The following is a 19,670-nucleotide window of genomic DNA, read 5'->3' as shown; positions in this document are numbered from 1 at the left end:
GCCGGCCCGTCCGCTGTCCGCCTCCCGCCTCCCGCCTCCCGCCTCCCGCCTCCCGCCTCCTGACCCTACGAACGGCACCACCGGACGCGACCGATGCCATCAGCCCCCCTCCGCCGCGCACCAAGCACAGCACAGCGCACCGCCCACCGCCCACCGCCATAGGCACCCCACCAGCCCCAACACCCACCCCACTCCCCCCCACCCCACCCACCTCTGCCCCCACCTCCGTCCCCACCCACCCCGGCCTACGATGATTCCGAGTCATCGATCAGCCGATCACCCGCGTCCCGTACGGCACTGCCCGGGGCGCCGTTCCGGGGAGGAACCTTGTCCGACCACAGCGCCGTACCCGCCGCCGGTCAGGCCCGCGAGCTGCATGCCTTTATCGCCGGGCTGCCCAAGGCCGAGCTGCATGTTCATCACGTCGGCTCCGCCTCCCCGCGGATCGTCTCGGAGCTGGCCGCCCGGCACTCCGACTCCACGGTGCCCACCGACCCCGAGGCCCTGGTCGACTACTTCAGCTTCACGGACTTCGCGCACTTCATCGATGTGTATTTGTCCGTGGTCGACCTTATTCGGACGCCTGAAGACGTGCGGCTGCTGACCTACGAAGTCGCCCGGGACATGGCTCGCCAGCAGGTGCGGTACGCCGAGTTGACCATCACGCCGTTCTCGTCGACGCGGCGCGGGATCGACGAGCGGGCGTTCATGGACGCGATCGAGGACGCCCGCAAGGCGGCCGAGGCGGAGTTCGGGACCGTACTGCGGTGGTGCTTCGACATTCCCGGTGAGGCCGGGCTGGAGGCGGCGGAGGAGACCGTGCGGCTCGCGACCGATGACCGGCTGCGCCCGGAGGGCCTGGTGTCGTTCGGGCTCGGCGGGCCGGAGATCGGGGTGCCCCGGCCGCAGTTCAAGCCGTACTTCGACCGGGCCATCGCGGCCGGCCTGCGCTCCGTGCCGCACGCCGGTGAGACCACCGGACCCGAGACGGTGTGGGACGCGCTCAACGACCTGCGCGCCGAGCGCATCGGGCACGGCACCAGTTCCGCGCAGGACCCCAAGCTGCTCGCCCATCTCGCCGAGCACGGCATCGCGCTGGAGGTCTGCCCGACCTCCAACATCGCCACCCGCGCGGTCCGCACGCTCGACGAGCACCCCATCAAGGAGTTCACCCGGGCGGGGGTCCTCGTGACGATCAACTCCGACGACCCGCCGATGTTCGGCACCGACCTCAACAACGAGTACGCGGTCGCCGCCCGCCTCCTCGACCTCGACGAACGCGGTGTCGCCGACCTCGCGAAGAACGCCGTGGCGGCCTCCTTCCTGGACGCGGCAGGCAAGGCCCGTATCAACGCCGAGATCGACACCTACACCTCGGCGTGGCTCGCGCCCTGACGGTCGGCGCTCCCGCGACAACCAGCACAATGAGCCCATGGAGAACGTGACCGCCGTGGGCCATCGCGGCGACCCCTACCGTGCCCGTGAGAACACCGTCGACTCGCTGCGTTCCGCGCTCGAACAGGGCGCGGACGCCGTCGAGTTCGACGTACGCGTGACCCGTGACGGCGTGCCCGTGCTGCTGCACGACGAGACGCTGCAGCGGCTGTGGGAAGTGGACCGGCCGCTGAAGTCGCTGTCGGTGGACGAGGTGCGCGGGCTCACGGACGGCGGGGTGCCGACGCTGGTGGAGGCGCTGACCGCGACCGAGGGCTGCCGGGTGATGATCGACCTGCCCGGCGCGGCCGACCCGCGGGCCGCGCGCCGGATCGTGGAGGTGATCCGCAAGTACGGGGCGGACGACCGTGCCTACTACTGCGCGGGCGCCGACACGATGCTCGCCGTACGCGCGGCCGACCCGTCCGCCGAGATCGCCCTGACCTGGACCTCGCTCGCCCCGCCGCGCCCCGCGGTACTGGAAGCGGTACGGCCGCGCTGGCTCAACTACCGCTTCACACTGGTCGATCGGGACCTCGTCGCCCGTGTCCACCGTGACGGCTACCTCCTGTCGGTCTGGACCCCGGACACCCGACGCTCGATGCGCCGCCTCCTCGACCTGGGCGTCGACTCGATCACCACCAACCGCGTCGGCGTCCTGTGCGGGCTCAGGAAGAAGGGGTGAGGGCGGAAGCGGCTGGGGCGCGCGGGCCCGCGAACTCCCCCGGCGGCGCGATCGATTGAGCATCCGCCCCCTCCCCCACCCACAACCGGATGAGCAGCGCGGCGGTCGCCTCCAGTAGTGCCGCCCCCTGCTCCAACTCCCCCGCCGTGAAGGGTTCGCAGCCCACGTCCCGTACCAACTGCCGTACGACCGTGAGGGCTTGTTCGTTGTCGGCGCTCAGGGGGACGCCCAGGGGGCGGCCGTCGAACACCGGGGGTGTCAGGCGCCAGACGTCCTCGTGGCAGAGGTTGAACGCCTTGACCACGTGAGTCTCGGGGCCCGCGGCGGTGGCGAGTTGTGCGGCGGCGGAGGGGCCGCCCGCGGTGAGCAGGCGAAAGCCTTCGCCTACCGGGTTCGTGCAGTCGATCAACACGCGGCCGGAGAGGGGGAGTTGGCGGGCGGCCTCGATCGCCGCCCGCCACGGCAGTGCCATCAGTACGGCGTCGGTGCCAAAGTCGGCGGCCTGGTGGAGGGTGCCGTAGGCGCCACCCCAGCGGCGCGCGAGAGCTTCCGCCCGGCCCAAGTCCCGTCCGCCGAAACGTACTTCGTGTCCGGAGCGGAGCCACTGCGCGCCGAGCGCGTCCGCCATTCCGCCTGTGCCGAGGATTCCGATTCGCATGGCACGACAGTAGGAAGCGGCTCGGGCACCATGTGGTGCGTGACCTCCGAACCCGTGTTTCTCGCCGACTGCCGGGCCCGGCTCGCCTTCGACCTGTTGGGCAACACCTGGAACTGTGTGGTGCTGTGGGCGTTGCGGCACGGTCCGCGGCGGCCGGGGCAGTTGCGGGGGCGGATCGGCGGGATCAGCCAGAAGGTGTTGACCGAGACCTTGCGGCGGCTGGAGTTCAACGGGCTGGTGGCGCGGCGGTCCTACGGTGGTTCGCCGCCTCGGGTGGAGTACGAACTCACCGCGCTGGGGCGGACGTTGCTCGAACCGATCGACGCGTTCGGGGCCTGGGCCTTCGAGCACGGGGACGAGGTCATGGCCGCGCAGGACGACTACGCGCGGGACGCCTCCGCGCGGGACGGTCAGACCCGGGAGGCCTGAGCGACCGTCGCCGGGTCGGCCGGGGTGGTGCGGGTGACGTACTGGGGTACCGGCGCGTTGTCCTTTCCGGTGTCGCGAGTCAGGCCGTAGCGGGTCGCGCCCTGGGTGGGGCCGGTGGTGATGTCCTGCTCCACGGCGTTCCACGTGGTGGGGAAGACGTTCAGGCCGTAGTCGGCGCCGCGTTCGTTGACGGTGAGGGTGACGCTGCCGTCGACGTAGAAGTACTCGTTCTGCCACATCTGTTGGGTGCCGGTGGGCACGACGTCGTAGCCGGTGGTCTTGTTGCCCATGCCGGTGGCGGTGGGGTCGGTGGTGCTGACCGGGTCGTCCATGCGACGGCCGCCGCCCGAGGCCACGTGGAAGAGCTTGCCCTTCAGCGCGGTCCAACTCGGCATGACCAGCGCGCCGGAGCGGTACTGCGGCGAGACCTGCCAGCGGACGAGGACGTAACCCTGGCCGCTGAGCGTCACGTTGTCCCCGCGGTGGTTCATGGTGGCGTGCGCTCCGCCGGTGCTGGTGACGCCCGAGGCCGGGCGGTGCGGGAGGGCCGCGGGTGGAGTGTCGGGGTTCGGGGCCCGGTCCACGGCGTCGACGACCGAGCCGTACGGTCCGGTCGTCGTCTTCGAGGTGGAAGGGGAGGGCGAGGGGGAGGTCGACGGGGAGGGGGGTGCGGTGGTCGCGGGGTCGGACGAGGGGTGGAGCGTGCCGGCCGTCGCCGTGGGGGTCAGGGCCCTCGGGGGTGGGGTGTTCGGGGTGTGGGTGGCGACGTAGACGCCGCCCGCCGCGATCGTCGCGCCCGCCGTCACCGCGACGGCGGGCTTGGTCAGCAGCCCGAGCACCTTGGCCGACCAGCCGGCGGACCCACCGGCCGAGCCGACCGTTCCCGCCGCACCGGCGGCGGTTCCGGCCGTTCCGGCGGAGCCTACGGCGCCGGAGGCACCGGCCGCGCCCGCCGAACCCACGGCCCCCGCACCCGCACCCGCACCCGCACCCGCACCCGCACCATGCACTGCACCCGCCGAACCCGCGGCACCCGCGGCACCCGCGGCTCCGGCAAATCCCGTGGAGCCCGCGACACTTGAAGCACCCGCGGCTCCGGCCGCCCCCGCCGAACCGGAAGCCCCGGCAACCCCCGCCGACCCCAGGGCCCCGGCTGCGTGCACCGCACCCGCCGAACCCATGGAGCCCGCCGCTCCTGCCGTCCCTGCCGCCCCCGCGACGCCCGAGGCACCCGCCGAGCCGGCGAAACCCGCAGCCCCGGCCGAACCTGCGAAGCCCGCCGATCCCACGGCACCCGCCGTACCCGCCGCGCCCGCTGTTCCGCCTGCCCCGCCCGCCCCCGCCGCGAAAGCCGCCGCCGCCAGCCCCGTCGCGGCCGCCGCCGTCTTCGCGCCGAAGGCCAGGGACAGGGTGAAGCCGAGGGGGAGGGGGACGAGGGCGATGCCGACGAGGAGGCGTTCCGCCGGTACGACGGACTCGCGGGGGTCGCCGCAGTAGGCGCAGCCTCGCAGGTGGCGGGCCACGCGTTTGCGCCAGACCGAGTCCTGGCGGCCGTCCCAGCGGGCGGTGACCTCGCGCAGTTCGGGGCAGGCGCCGTCGAGGGCGCGGACGATGGCGCGGGCGGTCTCCAGGCGTTCCTTCATGCGCTGGACGCGGACCGCCGCGTGCTGGCGGCTGATGCCGACGGCGGACGCCAGTTCGCGGCGGGTGAGTTCGCCGCCGACCTCCAGCCACCACAGGGAGAGGAGTTGGCGGTCCTCGTCGTCGAGCCAGCGGACCGCCTCCGCGACCTCGCGCCGCTGGCCCTCCAACTGGAGCCGCAGGACGGTGAGTTCGGCGAAGTCGGCGGCGTCGCCAGGTAGTCCGTCCGGGAGTTGGTCGGGGGACTTGCGGCGGCGGGCCCGGTCCCGGATCTGGCGCATGGCGATCGCGACCAGCCAGGACCGGAAGCTGTCCGGGTCGCGGAGCGAGCCGAGGTGGTCGACGGCGCGGAGCATCGTCTCCTGGACCACGTCGTCCACGTCGGCGTGGCCGTTGAGGGCGCGGCCGACCACGTTGTAGACCAACGGCAGCCAGCCCGCGACCAGTTCGTCCAGCGCCCGCCGGTCACCGGCCTGTGCCGCCTCGATGGTGGAGTGCCACTGCCGCCCGTCCACGTCGTTCTCCGCCCTTCCCGACCTCACCCGGTCTCCCCCGACGTCACTTGCTGTACAGCAGCGTCCCGAAGCCGAGTTGGTCGTAGCCGCCGCTGTTGGGCCCGTAGTCGCCGCCACCGCCCTCCGCACGCACCTTCTCAGCCATGAGGGTGATGAACGGGGTGCTCAGGCGCCGTCGGCGGGCGTAGTGGTTGTGCAGAATCTCCCAAACCGGGCGAACGGTTCCCCGCGCTATGTCGGAGATCACAGGCTGCTCCAGGTAGCGTCCGGCGCCCTGGCCGCTGCGCCACGCGTACGTCGTGAAGGGCACGGCCGCGCCGAGGTTGTACTTGGCGACGTACTCGGCGGCCTTCATGAACCGGTTGTCGAGGTAGCCGTAGAGGTCGATGCCCTGGTTCCAGGCCATCTCGCAGATCGCGCCCATGAGGCCCATGCCCATCATGGTGTGGCCCTGGTCGCGGCCGCTCTCCTGCCACTGGGCGAGGTTCTGGCCGCTGTAGACGAACGGGATGGCGTGCTTGAACGAGCCGTTGCCCGCACCGGTCTTCATGTACGTCACCGCGCGTTCGAAGGTGGCGCGGTCGTCGCACAGGATGCCGGTGGCCATCAGGGAGGCGACGTTGCACAGGTCCCAATTCGCCCAGTAGTTGGTGATGTTGGCGGTGTTGTGGTTGGTGAGGAAATCGGTGTTCATCGGCGTGAAGACGGTTTGCAGCATCTTCTTGAAGCGGGTGAACTCGAAGTCCGGGTGGTCGCGGACGAGTTCGGCGGCGTTGGCGAACTGGTAGCCGTAGATGCCGGAGGCCAGGAAGCGGTCGGCGTTGCCGTTGACCGAAGTGAGCGTGGCCGACCAGGCGTTGAGGATGGCGACGGCCGTGTCGCCGTTGGCCTTGGTGCCGCCGATCTGCCAGCGCAGGGCGTTCTGGTAGGCGGCGTGGATGTCGTTGTAGAGGATGCCGTAGTTCTGGCCGGTGCCGCCGCGGACGACGACGGCCTGCGGGCGGGGCTGCCAACTGCTCGCGGAGTGCGGGTTGTTGGTCAGCCGCGTCCAGCCCTTCAGCCAGGGGTCCTTGTGGGCGGCGATCCGGACCTTGGCGCGGTGCAGGTCGCCGGCGTTGTGCAGCATGCCCGGGTGGGTCAGCGCCTGCGGCCGGGCGGTGGCGGTGCCGATGGCCGTGCCGGGCTGCGCGGCGTCCGCGCCGCCTCCGGAGAACGCGGCGATCCCCCCGCCGACGACTCCCGCCGCCGCGATTCCGCCGCCGAGCGTGAAGAGGCCCCGGCGCGTGAGGCGGTGCTTGTTGGCGGGCTTGCGGGTGCCGGTCGGCTCGGGGGCGCTGGTCGGCTCGGGTGCGTTCGTTGCCATGTGGGTGGCTCCGGTGCGTGAGGAAACGGAGGACGCAGAGGGAGACGGGGTGAAGGCTCGGGCGATAACAGTTTTTGCGGCGCCGAGTTGGATCCCGTAGGGGGAAACCCCGGTAAATCCCTTGTGGGGTAGGGGAGTTGGTGCGGGTGACACCAGGGGCGGGTGCCCTCCCCGCCGACGATCCGGGGACGGGCGTACCGGACGAGGCTGATCACCGACACCCGCCGGAGATCCCAGGAGCAGCCGATGCGCGCCCGCCGTCGCACCACCGTCCTCACCGCCTCCCTCGTCCTCGCCCTCGCGGCCGGACCGCTCGCCGCACCCGCGTTCGCCGCGTCCCCGACTCCCTCGACTGCCGTACGGGGGACGGCCGGTCCGGACGCCGAGGCGCTGCGCGCGGCGCTCGCCGGGCTGCCGGACGCGGATGCCACGGCGGCTCTCGTGCGGGTGGGAGGGACGGACGGGAGCTGGCGCGGGAGTGCCGGTGTGCACGATCTGGAGAGCGGTGCCGCCGCCGATCCGGACGCCCGTTTCCGGGCCGGTTCGACGACGAAGGTGGTGACGGCGGCGACGGTGCTCCGGCTCGCGGCACAGGGGAAGGTCGACCTGGACACGCCGGTCCAGCGCTATCTGCCGGGGCTGCTCACGAAGGCCTTCGAGCCCATATCCGTACGGCAGTTGCTGAACCACACGAGTGGTATCCAGGCCGGTGACGGCTTCGGGGACGCCTTCGAGGACCAGTACGCGCACCGCTTCGACACGCTCACGCCCCGGCAGGTCGTCGCGTCGGCGGTGGCGAAGGGGCCGGAGTTCCGGCCGGGCACGCGGCAGGACTACCTCAACATCAACTACACGATCCTCGGCCTGCTGATCGAGAAGGTGACGGGACACTCGTACGCCTCGGAGGCCACCCGGCTCGTGCTGCGCCCGGCGGGCATGCGGGACACGTACTTCCCCGGCACCGACCCGCGCATCCGCGGCCCGCACAACCACGGCTACCAGGTGGTCCGACAGGCCGACGGCGCAACGAAGTTCGTCGACGTGACCGACTGGAACCAGGCGGACCGGTGGGCGGCCGGCGACATGATCTCGACGACCGCCGATCTGGAGCGGCTGATCACGGCGCTGTTCCGGGGGCGGATCGTGCCGGGCCCGCAGCTGAAGGAGATGTTCACGGTGCCGGCCGGTGTCGAGGGCGCCAGTTACAGCGCCGGGCTCCAGCGGTTCGAGTACGGCGGGAAGGTGTACTGGCTCAAGTCCGGTGCCCGGTACGGCTACAGCGCCGTCGTCCTCGCCACCCGCGACCTGTCCCGCACCCTCGTCTACTCGGTCGGCTCGACGGACGCCAAGGGCGAGTCGATGAACGCGGTCGCGATGCGGATCGCGCTGGCGGCGCTCAAGTAGCCGGTGCGGGGGCGGGAGTTGGCGCGAGTGCCGCTTCCAGGCGCTTGATCTTCTTCCGGACGACGTACAGCGGGACGATCCCGATGACCCCGAAGGACATGTCGATCACCGTCCACCAGAGGGGAATTCCGCGGATCGGTCCGCAGATCAGAGCGAGCGGGATGATTCCGGCACAGGCGATCATCCCGAACTCGACGACCCAGATGTTGCGGACGGGGTCGCGGTAGGGGCCGTAGAAGGCGACCGCGATGACGAGGTGGGCGAAGGCCAGCCAGTCCGTGCCGTAGAGGAGGAAGGGGTAGTCGGTGTCGGCGGTGTCGAGTCCCTGGCGTACGCGCTCGATCCAGTCCGCGAGGGCGGGCAGGTAGTGCGGTACGGACAGGGACGTCAACACGTCCTCGGTCCAGCGGAGTTCGTGGACCAGCGGGAAGGCGGTGGCGCCGCTGAGCACCAGACAGACGACGAACAGGGCAAGCCAGGCGCGGATGCCCTTCAGGAGGACGGCTCTGTCGTTCATGGCGGCAGCCTACATTCATAATTGAACACGTTCAAAACAATCGACGGGTGCCCTCTCCTCCGTCACCACGCGTCCCAGTGCAGCACCTCCTCGCGGGGGATCCTGCGGGCCGGGCGGAAGTCCGTGCCGAGGGTGTACGCGACGGGGATCAGGGCCGTCTGCATCACGTCGGTGTACGGGATGCCCAGGAAGCGGGCCGTTTCCTTCTCGTGGACGAGGTTGCCCGTGGTCCAGCAGGTGCCGAGGCCTCGGGCGCGGGCGGCGAGCATGAAGCTCCAGACCACCGGGAGGATGGATCCCCAGGTGCCCGCCTGGTGGAGCACGGGGGCGTCGTCGGTACGGCCCTCGACGCAGGGGACGACGAGCGCCGGTACCTCGTGGAGGTGTTCGTAGAGGTGTGCGGCGCCGGAGAAGACGCGGTCCATGTGGGCGACGTCGGCCCGGCGGATGTCGCGCTGCGGGACGGGGGCGGAGACCCCCGGCGTGCTCACCCCGGCCCGCCACAGGTCGGCGAGGGCGGCTCGCCGCTCCGGGTCGGTGACGATGACGAAGTGCCAGCGCTGGCGGTTGCGGCCGGTGGGGGCCTGGACCGCCAAGTCCACGCATTCTTCGAGGAGTTGACGGGGGACGGGGCGCGCGAGGTCCAGGCGGTGACGGACGGCCCGGGTGGTGGACAGGAGCTCGTCGGAAGAGAGGTCGAGAGTCATGCGTTGACCTTCGCGGGGCGTGCCTGGCGGCGACAACGTCCGGCTTTCACTGGATGAAAACGTGGGGTGCGAAGTGGCCGAGAGTGTGGCCGGGCGGGTCTTCTCGGTGCTGGACGCCTTCGTGGGCGGCCCGGACACCCTGCGGCTGACGGACATCGCACGGCGGACGGGACTCCCGGTGCCCACCGCGCTGCGGATGGTGCGGGAACTGGTGGCCTGGGGCGGCCTGGAGCGCGCGGCCGACGGTTCCTACCGCCTGGGCACCCGCATCCGGGCGCTCGGCGCGGCGGCGCCCTGCCCCCGTGGGCTGCTGGACGCGGCGCTGCCCGCGCTCCGCGCGCTGCCCGCGCGCACCGGCGGGCACGCCGACGTCGCCGTACCGGCGGACGGTACGGCGCTGTGCCTGGTCAGCGGCGAGCGGCTGCCGCTGTACGCGACGGCGGCCGGCAAGGTCCTGCTGGCCCACGGCCACGGCCCGCCCGCCTCCGTCGAACGCCATACCCCGCACACCCTGACCGCGCCGGGCCCCCTCGGCGCCCAGCTGGCCCGGGTCCGGGCGACGGGCCTGGCCAGCGTGCACGAGGAGCACCGGCTCGGCGAACTGTCGCTGGCCGCACCGGTGTTGAGGGCCGGCATCACGGTGGCGGCCGTCTCGGTCACCGCCGTCACCAGCACGCCCTACGACCGGCTGGGCGCCGCCGTACGGGAGGCCGCCGTCGCGGTGAGCCGCGTACTCGGCGAGCCGCCGCGCACGGGGCGACCGTAACTCGCGTCAGCTGCTCGGTGTCGCGAGGCTCCCCCAGAAGTCCAGGTCGTGTTCCTGGGCGAAGTCACGGGTGGACGTGGAGCAGGCGGCCGGAGGCGCGTCGCTGGAAGGGGCCGTGTCGCAGGCCTTCAAGGACATCAACTCGCCTGTCCCCGTACGGTACTTCGGCCAGTTCGGGAGGCCGGAGCCGTTCGGGTCGCCCGTCGCGGTGAAGCGGTCCCAGAAGGTGATCATCTGGCGGGACAGCTCCAACTGGTCGTCGTCGTACGGGAGAGTCTGGCCCAGGTAGTCCCAGAGGTAGCCGAGGTCGTCGACGTGGATGGCGCCGCCGAAGGGGAAGTCCCGGGCCGTGGCGCTCTGTTGCTGGAGGCGGAAGATCGAGGTGAAGTGCGGGGTGTCGCTCTCGGCGAACTCGTAGGCGTACGTCGGCACCCAGCGCGACAGCCGCGCCATCAGCTGTTGACGGTCGTAGGAGGTCGAGCCGTTCTGGACGGCGGTCCAGGCCTGGCCCGGGGTGGGGTAGGCGGTGAGCGGGTACTCGGCGAGGACCTTGTCGGCGTTGGTGCCGTACGTCGACTTCACGGTCTGGGTGTACTGGTCGGCGGTCATCGGTGTGCCGAGGTAGTCGTAGTTCTGGAAGGTGAACAGGCCGCGTTCGCTGTTGGTCTGGCCCAGCATGACCGGGACCCTGGTGAAGTTCCCGGTCTGTACGGCTGTTGCCGGGTCGAGCGGGAAGGCCGTGCCGCCGAGGGACGGGCGGACCGGGGCCTTCAGCTGGGCGGCGACGATCGCGGTGGCGGGCTTGGCGCGCAGACAGGCGAGGACGTCGGGGGCGGTGGCGCAGCCGATCTCCTTGACGAAGGCCCGGCTCTGCGTCTCACCGGCGGCGGCCGACTGGAGGGCGCAGCTGCCGCTCATGATGACCGCGCGGGCGAACAGGCCCTTGGCAGCGGGCGAGGCGAGCTGGTCGCAGACCGAACTGCCGCCCGCCGACTGGCCCGCGATGGTGACGTTGCCCGCGTCGCCGCCGAAGTGCCCGATGTTGGAGCGCACCCAGCGCAGCGCCGCCTGCTGGTCCAACAGGCCGTAGTTCCCTGCCCCGTTGGCGTTCTCGGCGCGGAGTTCGGGGAGGTTGAGGTAACCGAGCGGGCCCAGGCGGTAGTTGACGGTGACGACGACCGCGCCGGTCTGCTGGACGAACTTGCGCGGGTTGGTGTCCTGGCCCGCGCCGCCGAAGAAGCCGCCGCCGTGGATCCAGACCACGACCGGGGTGTCGGCGCTACTCCCTTGCGGGGCATAGACGTTGAGGGCGAGGCAGTCCTCGGTGGTGATCGCCTTCTCGTAGCCGGGGTCCCAGCCGGAGGGCTGGGCGCAGCGGTCGGAGAAGCGGGTGGCGTCGCGGACGCCCGTCCAGGAAGCGGCCGGGCGTGGGGCCGTCCAGCGGTCGGCGGCGGCGGGGGTGGCTGCGTACGGGATGCCGAGCCAGGCGTCGTATCCGGTCCGGGCCTGTCCCTTCACCTTGCCGGAGGCGGTGGGGACCACCAGTGAGGTGCGGTGCGAACTCCCTTGTGCGGGAGGGGATTTCAGCGCGTGTACGGCGATCGGGGACAGAAGCCCGAGGCCGAGCACGCTCACGGTCGCCAGGATGGTGCGGACTCTGCTGCGGAGTGTCGTCGTCCTTCCCATGACTCACTTGTGTAACCGCTCGGCAATATTGTCGGCAAGATGCGCGACACGATTGGCTGCAATTGCCCGTGCAGTCGCGGGAGTTACCGCGTGCGGGTCGGTATGGCCGAGGGGGCGACGGTCCGGGCCGTGGGTGAGGCCGGTGCCGACGAGGGTGCCGATGCCGATGCCGTGGGGATCCTGGACGGTTCCGTGGTGGGGGCGCTCGTGCGGCTCGGGGTCGCGCTGGGGGCGGGTGCCTGGGTGGCGGACGGGGCGGGCGGAGTCGTAGGAGTAGGACTGCTGCTCGCGGGAGGTGGGGCGAGGGGGACCGTGGGGGTCACGGGTGAGTCGTGGTGGGCCAGGCGGAAGGGGAGGGCGGCGAGGACGAGGACCGCGCAGGTCGCGCCGGCGCCGGCCGCCGCGCGGAGCAGGCGGCGGCGGTGCGCGCCGCGGCGGATCGACTCGTAGCGGCCGGGGGGCGGGCCCAGGTACTCGGCGGAGGAGGGCCGCAGGATGACCGTGAGGGGGTCGTCGAGGGCGAAGTCGGGCTCACGTCCCCCGTCCTCCTCGTCAAAGTGTGTGGTCAAGGCTTCTCCTCAGATGGGCTCGGAGCAGTTCGCGGGCCGCGTGGAGGTCGGCCTTGATGGTTCCTTCCTTGCGCCCGGTCAGCACGGACACCTCCCGGATCGGCATGTCAGCGTAGTAGTGCAGGAGGATCGGGACGCGCAGTCGTTCCGGCAGCGACTGGACGAGCAGCCGTACGGACGGGTCGGTCTGTTCGGTGGGCGGGCGTACCGCTTCCTCGGTGGTGGCGCGGCGCACGGCCCGGCGTTCGCGCTCCAGTTTGCGCCAGTGGTCCCGGACGAGATTGGCCGCGGTGACGTAGAGGAAGCCGCGCGGTTCCGCGACCTTCGTCCAGCGGGCCCAGAGCCGGGTGAAGGCCTCGGAGGCGATCTCGTGGGCCGTCTCGTCGTCGTCGACGAGCCGGCGGCACCAGCCGGCGAGGCGCGGGTAGACGGCGGCGAACAGTTCGGACGCTGCCCTCTCGCGGGACCGTTTCAACATGCTCCGTAGGGGGTGGTGAGGTTCACCGGGGAAGACCCCGGACCGCCGGCGGGGGTTCCGGCGGTCCGGGATCCGGACCGGGTCAGGGGCTCGCGGCGGTCAGTGCCGCGAAGACGATCACGTTGTCGAGGTAGCCCGTACCGGTACGGGTTCCGCCGCAGGTGATGAGCCGCAGTTCGGGGCGGTCCACGTTCCCGTACACCTCGTCGGACGGGAAGTCGGCCTTGGCGACCGTCCGCACCTCGGTGACCGCGAACACGGCCGTCGTGCCGTTCTCCAGGACCACGTCGATCCGGTTCCCCGTGCGCAGCCGCGCGAGGTGCCGGAAGACCCCGTCCCCGTACGCGCCGACCGTCACATGCCCGAGGATCACCGACGGCCCGGTCCGGCCGGGGGTCGGCGAGTACCGGTACCAGCCCGCCCGGTCGTGCGCCGTGATCGGCGGCACCTGCACGGTGCCGTCCGCGGCCAGCCCCAGTTTCATGACCGGGGTGTCGACCCCGATGGCCGGGACGCGCAGGGTGACCGGGACGGACCGGGCGAGGGCGTGGACCGGCTTCGCGGCGGCGGACGGCGTGGCGGGCGTCGGGCTGCCCTGCTCCGAACTCCCCTGTTTCGCGGCGGAGTTCGAGGCCGGGGCGGTCCCGTCTCCGCCGCCGCAGCCGGTGAGCAGGGCCGCCGCCGACGCCGTGACGAAGGCGCGCCTGGAGAGCGAGGTCATGCCCCGGTCGCCCTCCGGCGCCGTACGACGACGAAGGCGCCGCCACCGACGACGGCCGCGGCGGCCGCCCCGCCGATCAGCGTGGTCGACAGGTCGGACGACTTCGACTCCGGCGCGACACCGGTGTCCGGGGCGCCGCGGGGGACGGTGCCGACCTGGCTCGGCGCGGCGCTCGGCGCGACGGTCGGTTCGGCGGAGGGCGCGCTGCTCGCGCTCCGGGTGGGTTCGGCGGTGGCGCTGGGGACCGGGCTCGGCGCCCTGGTCGGTGCGGCGGTCGCGGCGCGGCTGGGTGACGCGGATGCCCCGTCGGCGAACGCGGGCGCGGTGCTCGCCAGTACGGCGCCGCACGCGAGTGCCATGGCGCTGAGGACAGTTCGGCGCATGAATCGCTCTCTCTCGTCGGCCGGCCCGCCGGGTCCGCCGGTGGTGCACCGGCGGGGCGGGTCACGGATCGAGCGGAGAGACGAGCCGGCGGGAGGGCGGGTTGTAAAGAGCGGGCAAAGTCCTGGAGGCGTACGGGACTTCGCCCACCGCGCCGCGCTGTCCCGCGGCTCAGGCGTAGAGCGGGGCGAGGTCGATGTAGACGCGGAAGTCATCGATGAGGCCGGTCTCGTCGACGTGCCACATGGTGACGGCGGGGACGGTGACGGTGTCGCCGGTCAGCCGGAAGTAGTCGACCGTCTCCTCGACGATGGCGTCGGCACCGGTGTACCACTCGCGCACGATGTTGTGGCGCAGCCCCTTGACGGTGCCGAAGAAGCCGCCGATGCCGGCCGCTATCTCCTCGGGCCCGGTCATCGGCGCGGCGTTCCCGAAGCGCATCCGGCCCTGTAAGGCGAACAGACGGCTGAAGCCTACGGCGTCGGTCCCGTCGACCAGGGCGAAGACCCTGGCGGCGAATTCTGTGGGCATGGCGGGCTCCCTCAAGTCGAGACTCCGGTGACGGCACCGGCGGCCCGGTCCCTTCGTACGGCGTCGAGCCTAGTCGGCGCCGATCGGCCCTGATCCGCGCCGGGGCAAGGGAGTTGACCGCTTCACGCGGGCACGGCGGCCCGTTCGGCGGCCGGGGTGCCGCGGCGGTACACGTCCTTGAGGTAGAGGACGAGGGCGGCGCCGAGTATCCACACCGGGAGGATCACCAGGGCGCGGGTGAGGCCGTCGTTCTGGAAGCGGGACAGACCCTGCATCGCGCGGACGCCGACACCGACCGGCAGGATCTCGGAGAGCGGGCGCAGCCAGCCGGGCAGATAGGCGGCCGGCATGATGCCGCCGCTGCTGCTGTTGCCGAGGATCAGCATGAGGATCGAGGCGAGGCTGACGCCGGCCGAGCCGAACACCCGCAGCAGCACCATGGTCGTACCGCCGACCGCCGCGCCCATCAGCGCGATGACCGTGACGAGCGGCACGAAGGAGCCGGGCAGCGCGCCGAAGCCGGTGCTTCCCGCGATGGTCGCGATCAGGAGTCCGCCGACGATGCCGAACAGGGCCAGGCTGGCCATCCGCCAGCGGTACTGGAGGCGGGGCGCGAGCTGGTAGGTGGTCATACCGAAGAGGTAGCCCGCGAGGACCAGGCCGAAGGCGGCGTAGAAGACGGAGAGGCCGCGGGTGTCCCCTGCTGCCGCCGGGGCCACGTCCTCGACGGCGAGTTCGTGGTGCTCGGCGTGGGCGACGGAGCCGAAGGCGGTGGTGACGGTCGCGGTGACGGCGCCGCCGTTCGCGCTGCCGTAGAGGAGCTTGCCGCCGCCGAGGTAGGCCGCGTAGACCTTCCTGTCCTGTACGGCGTTCCGGGCGGCGGTCTCGTCGGGGTAGGTCTCGACGGTGAAGCCGCCCGGCGCGACGCGCTCCAGGTCCTGGCTCAGGTGGGTCTGTGCGGTGCCTATCTCCGTTGTGCCGACGCGGAGTTGGTGCGGGCGCGGGGCGTGGAAGGCGGCGAGGTAGACGCTGACGAAGACGGTGCCGATCAGCAGCACGACCGCGACGGGGAGCAGGACGGCGCGCGTGTTTCCGGGGCCGGGGGGCGGGTGCGCCACGTCCAGGGCGTGCTTGTGAGTTTGCCGGACGGCGAATTGCTGGGACATGGGTACGGTCCTAGATGAGAAGGCAACTGATATTATTTGTACATCACAATCAGCTGCCTTACAAAAGAGGTCCACCCTGTGAACCATCCCGACCGCCGCACCGGCTACGTCACCTGGCAGATCGGCCAGATCATGGCGGCCCGGATGGAGCGCGCCCTGCGCCCGCTCCGGCTGACCCTCGCCCAGCACCGGGCCCTGATGCAGGCCGTGCTCGATCCGGGGGTCTCCAGCGCGACCGCGGCACGGCGGGCGGCGATCACCCCGCAGTCCATGGGGACCGCGGTCAACGGGCTGGTGGAGCGGGGAATGCTGGAGCGCCGGACCACGCCGGGCGACCGGCGCACCCAGCGCCTGCACGCCACCGAGGCCGGCGTCCGCCTCGCGGCCCAGGCCGCCGAGACGGTGGACGCGGCCCACGCGGAGGCGCTCCAGGCCCTGACACCGGCCGAGCAGGAACAGGCGCACGCACTGCTGCTGAAGCTGCTGGCCTCGCTGAATCCGTCGGCGCTGGAGGGTGGCGGCGCGGAGTAGCCGGGGCCGCTACTCCCAGACCACCACGTTCCGCCGCACCGGCACCGTCGACGGCCCGCTGGCGAAGAGTTCCGGTGAATGGGCGTGGATGCGCTCGATGTCGCTGAAGACGGCCCGGAGATGGGTGCGCATCGCGGCGCGGGCGAGCGGGATGTCGCCGGCGACGACCGCGTCGTAGATCTCGCGGTGCTGGAGCGCGAAGACGGCCGGGGAGACGTTCTCGTGCAGGCCGAGGCGTCGGGCGCGGTCGAGGTGGCCCTTGGCGGCGGCGACGTTGGTCCACACGTTGCCGTGACCGCTCAGTCGCATCAGGCCGTGGTGGAAGGCCTCGTCCAGGGCGAAGAACTCCTCCAGGTCGAGGTCCGCGCGCTGCTGGCGGGCGAGGTTGTCGCGCAGTTCCCCGTCGACGTCGGGGTCGAGTTCGGCGGGCAGGTCGTCGAGCGAGGCGAGTTCCACGGCCTCCCGCAGGAACTGCGCGTCGGCGACCTGCGCCGGGTCCACCCGGGAGACGAAGGACCCGATCTTCGGGAAGACCTGCACCAGGCCCTCCTGCGACAGCAGGATCAGGCTCTCCCGCACCGGGGTCCGGCTCACGCCGAGGGATGCCGCGAGTTCGTTCTCCGACAGGGCGGCGCCCGGGGCGAGTTCGAGGGTCAGGACCATCTGACGCAGTTTCAGATAGATCGCGCGCCGACTGGTGCGGTCCCGATTCGAGTGAGCCATGCGGCCATCGTATCCGTGACGCGACCATTGCCACTTCGCGACACCTGCTTGTATACAAGTACTGACCGACCAACGACCGACCCTTTTGAGGAGAGTCACCCGTGAGCAAGATCGAGCGCGTCGACGTGTTCGTCGCCTCCCCCGGGCGCACGTTCGTCACGCTGCGCGTCACCACGGACGACGGTGTGACGGGCCTCGGCGACGCCACGCTCAACGGCCGTGAACTGGCCGTGGCGAGCTATCTGCGCGATCACGTGGCACCGCTGCTGATCGGCAAGGACCCGGCCCGCATCGAGGACATGTGGCAGTACCTCTACCGGGGCGCGTACTGGCGGCGCGGGCCGGTCACCATGACGGCGATCGCCGCCGTCGACACCGCGCTGTGGGACATCAAGGGGAAGACGGCCGGCCTGCCCGTCTACCAGCTGCTCGGCGGCCGGTCCCGGGACGGCGTCCTGATCTACTCGCACGCCAGCGGCACCGACGTGCCCTCGCTCCTCGACGACGTCGAACGCTATCTGGAACTGGGCTACAAGGCGGTCCGCGCGCAGGCCGCCGTACCCGATGTCGGCGGCACCTACGGCGTCCGCAAGGGCAAGGTCTACGAACCGGCCGCGACCGAACTGCCGGACGAGCAACCCTGGGACACCGAGGCCTACTTGGGGTTCGCGCCGAGCTATCTGGCGGCCGTCCGGGAGCGGTTCGGCTTCGGCTTCCATCTCCTCCACGACGTGCATCACCGGCTCACGCCGATCGAGGCGGCCCGGTTCGGCAAGAGCGTCGAGGAGTGCCGGCTGTTCTGGATGGAGGACCCGACACCGGCCGAGAACCAGGAGGCGTTCCGGCTGATCCGGCAGCACACCACGACCCCGATCGCGGTCGGCGAGGTGATGAACTCGATCTGGGACGTCCAGCACCTGATCACCGAGCAGCTCATCGACTACGTCCGCACCACCGTCGTGCACGCCGGCGGCATCACGCATCTGCGGCGGATCTTCGACCTCGCCGCGCTCTACCAGGTGCGGACCGGTTCGCACGGCGCGACCGACCTCTCCCCCGTCAGCATGGCGGCGGCCGTGCACCTCGACATCGCCGTGCCGAACTTCGGGATCCAGGAGCACATGGGCCATCCCGACGAGGCCGCCGAGGTGTTCCGCACGGGCGTCACCTTCGCCGACGGCATGCTCCACCCCTCGGAGGAGCCGGGCCTCGGCGTCGAGTACGACGAGAAGGCAGCCGAGCGCTTCCCCTACCAGCAGCGCTATCTCCCGGTCGCGCGCCGCCTCGACGGGTCGGTGCACGACTGGTGAGCGCGCGCCTGCGTCGTACGACGCCCCTCGCCCCACAGGTACGGCCGGCCGTCGACCCCGACCGACTCCGCACCCGCGTCGTCCACTTCGGCCTCGGCGCCTTCCACCGCGCCCACCAGGCCGTCTACACCGAGAACGCCGCCGCGCTCTCCGGTGAACCCTGGGGCATCACCGCCGTGGCGCCCCGCTCGGCGGAGACCGTACGCGCCCTGCGGGACCAGGACTGTCTGTACTCGCTCACCGAGCGCCGTCCGGAGGGACCGCGCACCCGGGTCGTCGGCTCGGTGCTCGACGCGCTGGCCATGGGGCCCGAAGCGAAGGCCGTGGACGCCCTGTTGGCCGATCCGGAGGTGACGGTGGTGACGCTCACCGTGACCGAGAAGGGCTATCAACGGCTCGCGTCCACCGGCGGGTTGGACAAGGCAGCCGTCGCCGCCGACCTGGTGGCGGACCCGGCCGGACCGCTCACCACCGTGATCGGACGGCTGGCCGCCGGACTGGCGGCCCGGATGCGGGCGGGAGCCGCGCCGATCACTGTCGTGTCCTGCGACAACATGGCAGGGAACGGTGCGGTGTTGAGCCGGATGGTGCGGGAGTTCGTCGGCGCCTCCGACCGGCCCGACCGCGACCGGATCCTGGACCGGATCGCCGAGAGCGTCGCCTTCCCCTCGACGGTGGTCGACCGGATCGTGCCCGCGACGAGTGCGGCCGACCGGGCCGCCGCCGAGACCGCGCTCGGGGCGCGCGACGCGCTCGCGGTGACGGCCGAGCCGTACCGGCAGTGGATCCTGGAGGACTCCTTCGCGGCACCCCGGCCGCCCTGGGAGCGCGACGGCGCCCTGTTCGTACGGGATGTGACGCCGTATCAGCTCACCAAGCTCCGGCTGCTGAACGGCTCCCACTCGGCGCTCGCCTACCTGGGCCTGGCCGCGGGACACACCACGATCGCCGACACCATGGCGGCCGAATGGGGCGAGCGGCTGGTCCGCGCACTGTGCGCGGAGGTCGCCCCCACGCTCCCGGCGGGCGGCCCCGATCCGGCGGTCTACGGCGACGATCTCGTCGTCCGGTTCCGCAACCCCGCGATGCGGCACGCGCTGCGGCAGATCGGCTCCGACGGGTCGCTGAAGATCACGGAACGCTGGCTGCCCGCCCTGCGCACCCTGCGGGCGACCGGCGCCGCCACTCCCGTGCTCGAACTCGCCCTCGCCGCCTGGGTGTTCAGCACCCGTCCGCCCTCCGCCGTCACCGACCCGGCGGCCGACGCCCTCGCCGCCTGCTGGGCCGGGAGCCGCCACCCGGTGGACACGGTCCGCGCACTGCTGCGCGCCGTCGACGCGCCGGACCTGGCCGACGACGCCCCGCTCACCACCGCCGTCACCGCCCGGCTGCCCGCACTCCAGGCGGGCCGCATCGAGATCTGAGCCCCAGTCCTCCGCCCTCTGTCCCCTGTCC

Annotated in this window: 20 protein-coding genes and 1 pseudogene; 8 read left to right on the top strand and 13 right to left on the bottom strand. The window is 71.9% G+C overall.

Annotated features, from left to right (window positions below; genetic code table 11):
- The first annotated feature begins 250 nt into the window (after positions 1-250).
- Positions 251-1,395: pseudogene (locus ACIBJH_RS15160) on the top strand (adenosine deaminase).
- Positions 1,396-1,432: 37 nt separating this feature from the next.
- A complete protein-coding gene (locus tag ACIBJH_RS15155) occupies positions 1,433-2,119 on the top strand; it encodes a glycerophosphodiester phosphodiesterase (RefSeq protein WP_399117278.1) in 687 nt (228 codons plus the stop codon).
- Here ACIBJH_RS15155 and ACIBJH_RS15150 read toward each other — a convergent pair.
- A complete protein-coding gene (locus tag ACIBJH_RS15150; protein WP_399117277.1) occupies positions 2,103-2,777 on the bottom strand; it encodes an NADPH-dependent F420 reductase in 675 nt (224 codons plus the stop codon). The genes ACIBJH_RS15155 and ACIBJH_RS15150 overlap by 17 nt on opposite strands.
- 30 nt (positions 2,778-2,807) lie before the next feature.
- Between ACIBJH_RS15150 and ACIBJH_RS15145 the strand changes: the two genes are divergently transcribed.
- Positions 2,808-3,206 (top strand): winged helix-turn-helix transcriptional regulator, encoded by a 399-nt coding sequence (locus tag ACIBJH_RS15145; protein ID WP_399117276.1) that lies wholly within the window; start codon positions 2,808-2,810, stop codon positions 3,204-3,206.
- Here ACIBJH_RS15145 and ACIBJH_RS15140 read toward each other — a convergent pair.
- A complete protein-coding gene (locus tag ACIBJH_RS15140) occupies positions 3,188-5,389 on the bottom strand; it encodes an RNA polymerase sigma factor (protein ID WP_399117275.1) in 2,202 nt (733 codons plus the stop codon). The genes ACIBJH_RS15145 and ACIBJH_RS15140 overlap by 19 nt on opposite strands.
- Positions 5,390-5,405: 16 nt before the next feature.
- Complete coding sequence (locus ACIBJH_RS15135) at positions 5,406-6,725, bottom strand: alginate lyase family protein (protein ID WP_399117274.1); 1,320 nt, start codon at positions 6,723-6,725, stop codon at positions 5,406-5,408.
- Between the two features lie 246 nt (positions 6,726-6,971).
- On the opposite strand from ACIBJH_RS15135, the gene ACIBJH_RS15130 reads away from it, so the two are divergent.
- Positions 6,972-8,129 carry a serine hydrolase domain-containing protein gene (locus ACIBJH_RS15130; RefSeq protein ID WP_399117273.1) on the top strand — a complete coding sequence of 386 codons (1,158 nt, stop codon included), beginning with the start codon at positions 6,972-6,974 and terminating at the stop codon, positions 8,127-8,129.
- Here the strand turns inward: ACIBJH_RS15130 and ACIBJH_RS15125 are convergent.
- Positions 8,122-8,646, bottom strand: coding sequence for a hypothetical protein (locus tag ACIBJH_RS15125; RefSeq protein WP_399117272.1), 525 nt, complete (start codon positions 8,644-8,646; stop codon positions 8,122-8,124). The genes ACIBJH_RS15130 and ACIBJH_RS15125 overlap by 8 nt on opposite strands.
- Positions 8,647-8,708: 62 nt before the next feature.
- Positions 8,709-9,353: a nitroreductase family protein gene (locus ACIBJH_RS15120; protein ID WP_399117271.1), complete on the bottom strand. Its 645-nt coding sequence runs from the start codon at positions 9,351-9,353 to the stop codon at positions 8,709-8,711.
- Positions 9,354-9,426: 73 nt separating this feature from the next.
- Between ACIBJH_RS15120 and ACIBJH_RS15115 the strand changes: the two genes are divergently transcribed.
- The gene (locus ACIBJH_RS15115; RefSeq protein ID WP_399117270.1) at positions 9,427-10,119 is read left to right on the top strand and encodes an IclR family transcriptional regulator; all 693 of its coding nucleotides are present in this window, start codon (positions 9,427-9,429) and stop codon (positions 10,117-10,119) included.
- A 6-nt stretch (positions 10,120-10,125) separates the two neighbouring features.
- On the opposite strand, the gene ACIBJH_RS15110 is transcribed toward ACIBJH_RS15115, so the two are convergent.
- The 7 genes from ACIBJH_RS15110 to ACIBJH_RS15080 form a co-directional block, all read right to left on the bottom strand.
- Entirely contained in the window at positions 10,126-11,805 is a 1,680-nt protein-coding gene (locus tag ACIBJH_RS15110) for a carboxylesterase/lipase family protein (RefSeq protein WP_399117269.1), read from the bottom strand.
- Positions 11,806-11,888: 83 nt separating this feature from the next.
- Entirely contained in the window at positions 11,889-12,374 is a 486-nt protein-coding gene (locus ACIBJH_RS15105) for a hypothetical protein (RefSeq protein ID WP_399117268.1), read from the bottom strand.
- Entirely contained in the window at positions 12,358-12,849 is a 492-nt protein-coding gene (locus ACIBJH_RS15100; protein WP_359609440.1) for an RNA polymerase sigma factor, read from the bottom strand. Before ACIBJH_RS15100 ends, ACIBJH_RS15105 begins: the two co-directional genes overlap by 17 nt.
- Positions 12,850-12,934: 85 nt before the next feature.
- On the bottom strand, positions 12,935-13,573 hold the full coding sequence (locus ACIBJH_RS15095; RefSeq protein ID WP_399117267.1) for a class F sortase: 639 nt from the start codon (positions 13,571-13,573) through the stop codon (positions 12,935-12,937).
- Complete coding sequence (locus ACIBJH_RS15090) at positions 13,570-13,956, bottom strand: sortase-dependent protein (RefSeq protein ID WP_399117266.1); 387 nt, start codon at positions 13,954-13,956, stop codon at positions 13,570-13,572. Before ACIBJH_RS15090 ends, ACIBJH_RS15095 begins: the two co-directional genes overlap by 4 nt.
- A gap of 169 nt (positions 13,957-14,125) precedes the next feature.
- Entirely contained in the window at positions 14,126-14,485 is a 360-nt protein-coding gene (locus ACIBJH_RS15085; protein WP_399117265.1) for a nuclear transport factor 2 family protein, read from the bottom strand.
- A 122-nt stretch (positions 14,486-14,607) separates the two neighbouring features.
- The gene (locus ACIBJH_RS15080; RefSeq protein WP_399117264.1) at positions 14,608-15,651 is read right to left on the bottom strand and encodes an ABC transporter permease; all 1,044 of its coding nucleotides are present in this window, start codon (positions 15,649-15,651) and stop codon (positions 14,608-14,610) included.
- Between the two features lie 78 nt (positions 15,652-15,729).
- Between ACIBJH_RS15080 and ACIBJH_RS15075 the strand changes: the two genes are divergently transcribed.
- Positions 15,730-16,182, top strand: coding sequence for a MarR family winged helix-turn-helix transcriptional regulator (locus ACIBJH_RS15075; RefSeq protein WP_399117263.1), 453 nt, complete (start codon positions 15,730-15,732; stop codon positions 16,180-16,182).
- A gap of 9 nt (positions 16,183-16,191) precedes the next feature.
- On the opposite strand, the gene ACIBJH_RS15070 is transcribed toward ACIBJH_RS15075, so the two are convergent.
- Complete coding sequence (locus ACIBJH_RS15070; protein ID WP_399117262.1) at positions 16,192-16,905, bottom strand: GntR family transcriptional regulator; 714 nt, start codon at positions 16,903-16,905, stop codon at positions 16,192-16,194.
- A gap of 101 nt (positions 16,906-17,006) precedes the next feature.
- Here ACIBJH_RS15070 and manD point away from each other — a divergent pair, with 101 nt between their 5' ends.
- Entirely contained in the window at positions 17,007-18,215 is a 1,209-nt protein-coding gene (gene manD / locus ACIBJH_RS15065) for a D-mannonate dehydratase ManD (RefSeq protein ID WP_399117261.1), read from the top strand.
- On the top strand, positions 18,212-19,639 hold the full coding sequence (locus ACIBJH_RS15060) for a mannitol dehydrogenase family protein (protein ID WP_399117260.1): 1,428 nt from the start codon (positions 18,212-18,214) through the stop codon (positions 19,637-19,639). The genes manD and ACIBJH_RS15060 overlap by 4 nt, the downstream gene beginning before the upstream one ends.
- Positions 19,640-19,670: the final 31 nt, after the last annotated feature.

It is taken from the genome of Streptomyces sp. NPDC050548 (assembly GCF_044457385.1).
GTDB lineage: Bacteria > Actinomycetota > Actinomycetes > Streptomycetales > Streptomycetaceae > Streptomyces.
Note: the sequence above shows the minus strand (reverse complement) of the source record. Positions and strands in the feature narration are given on the sequence as shown.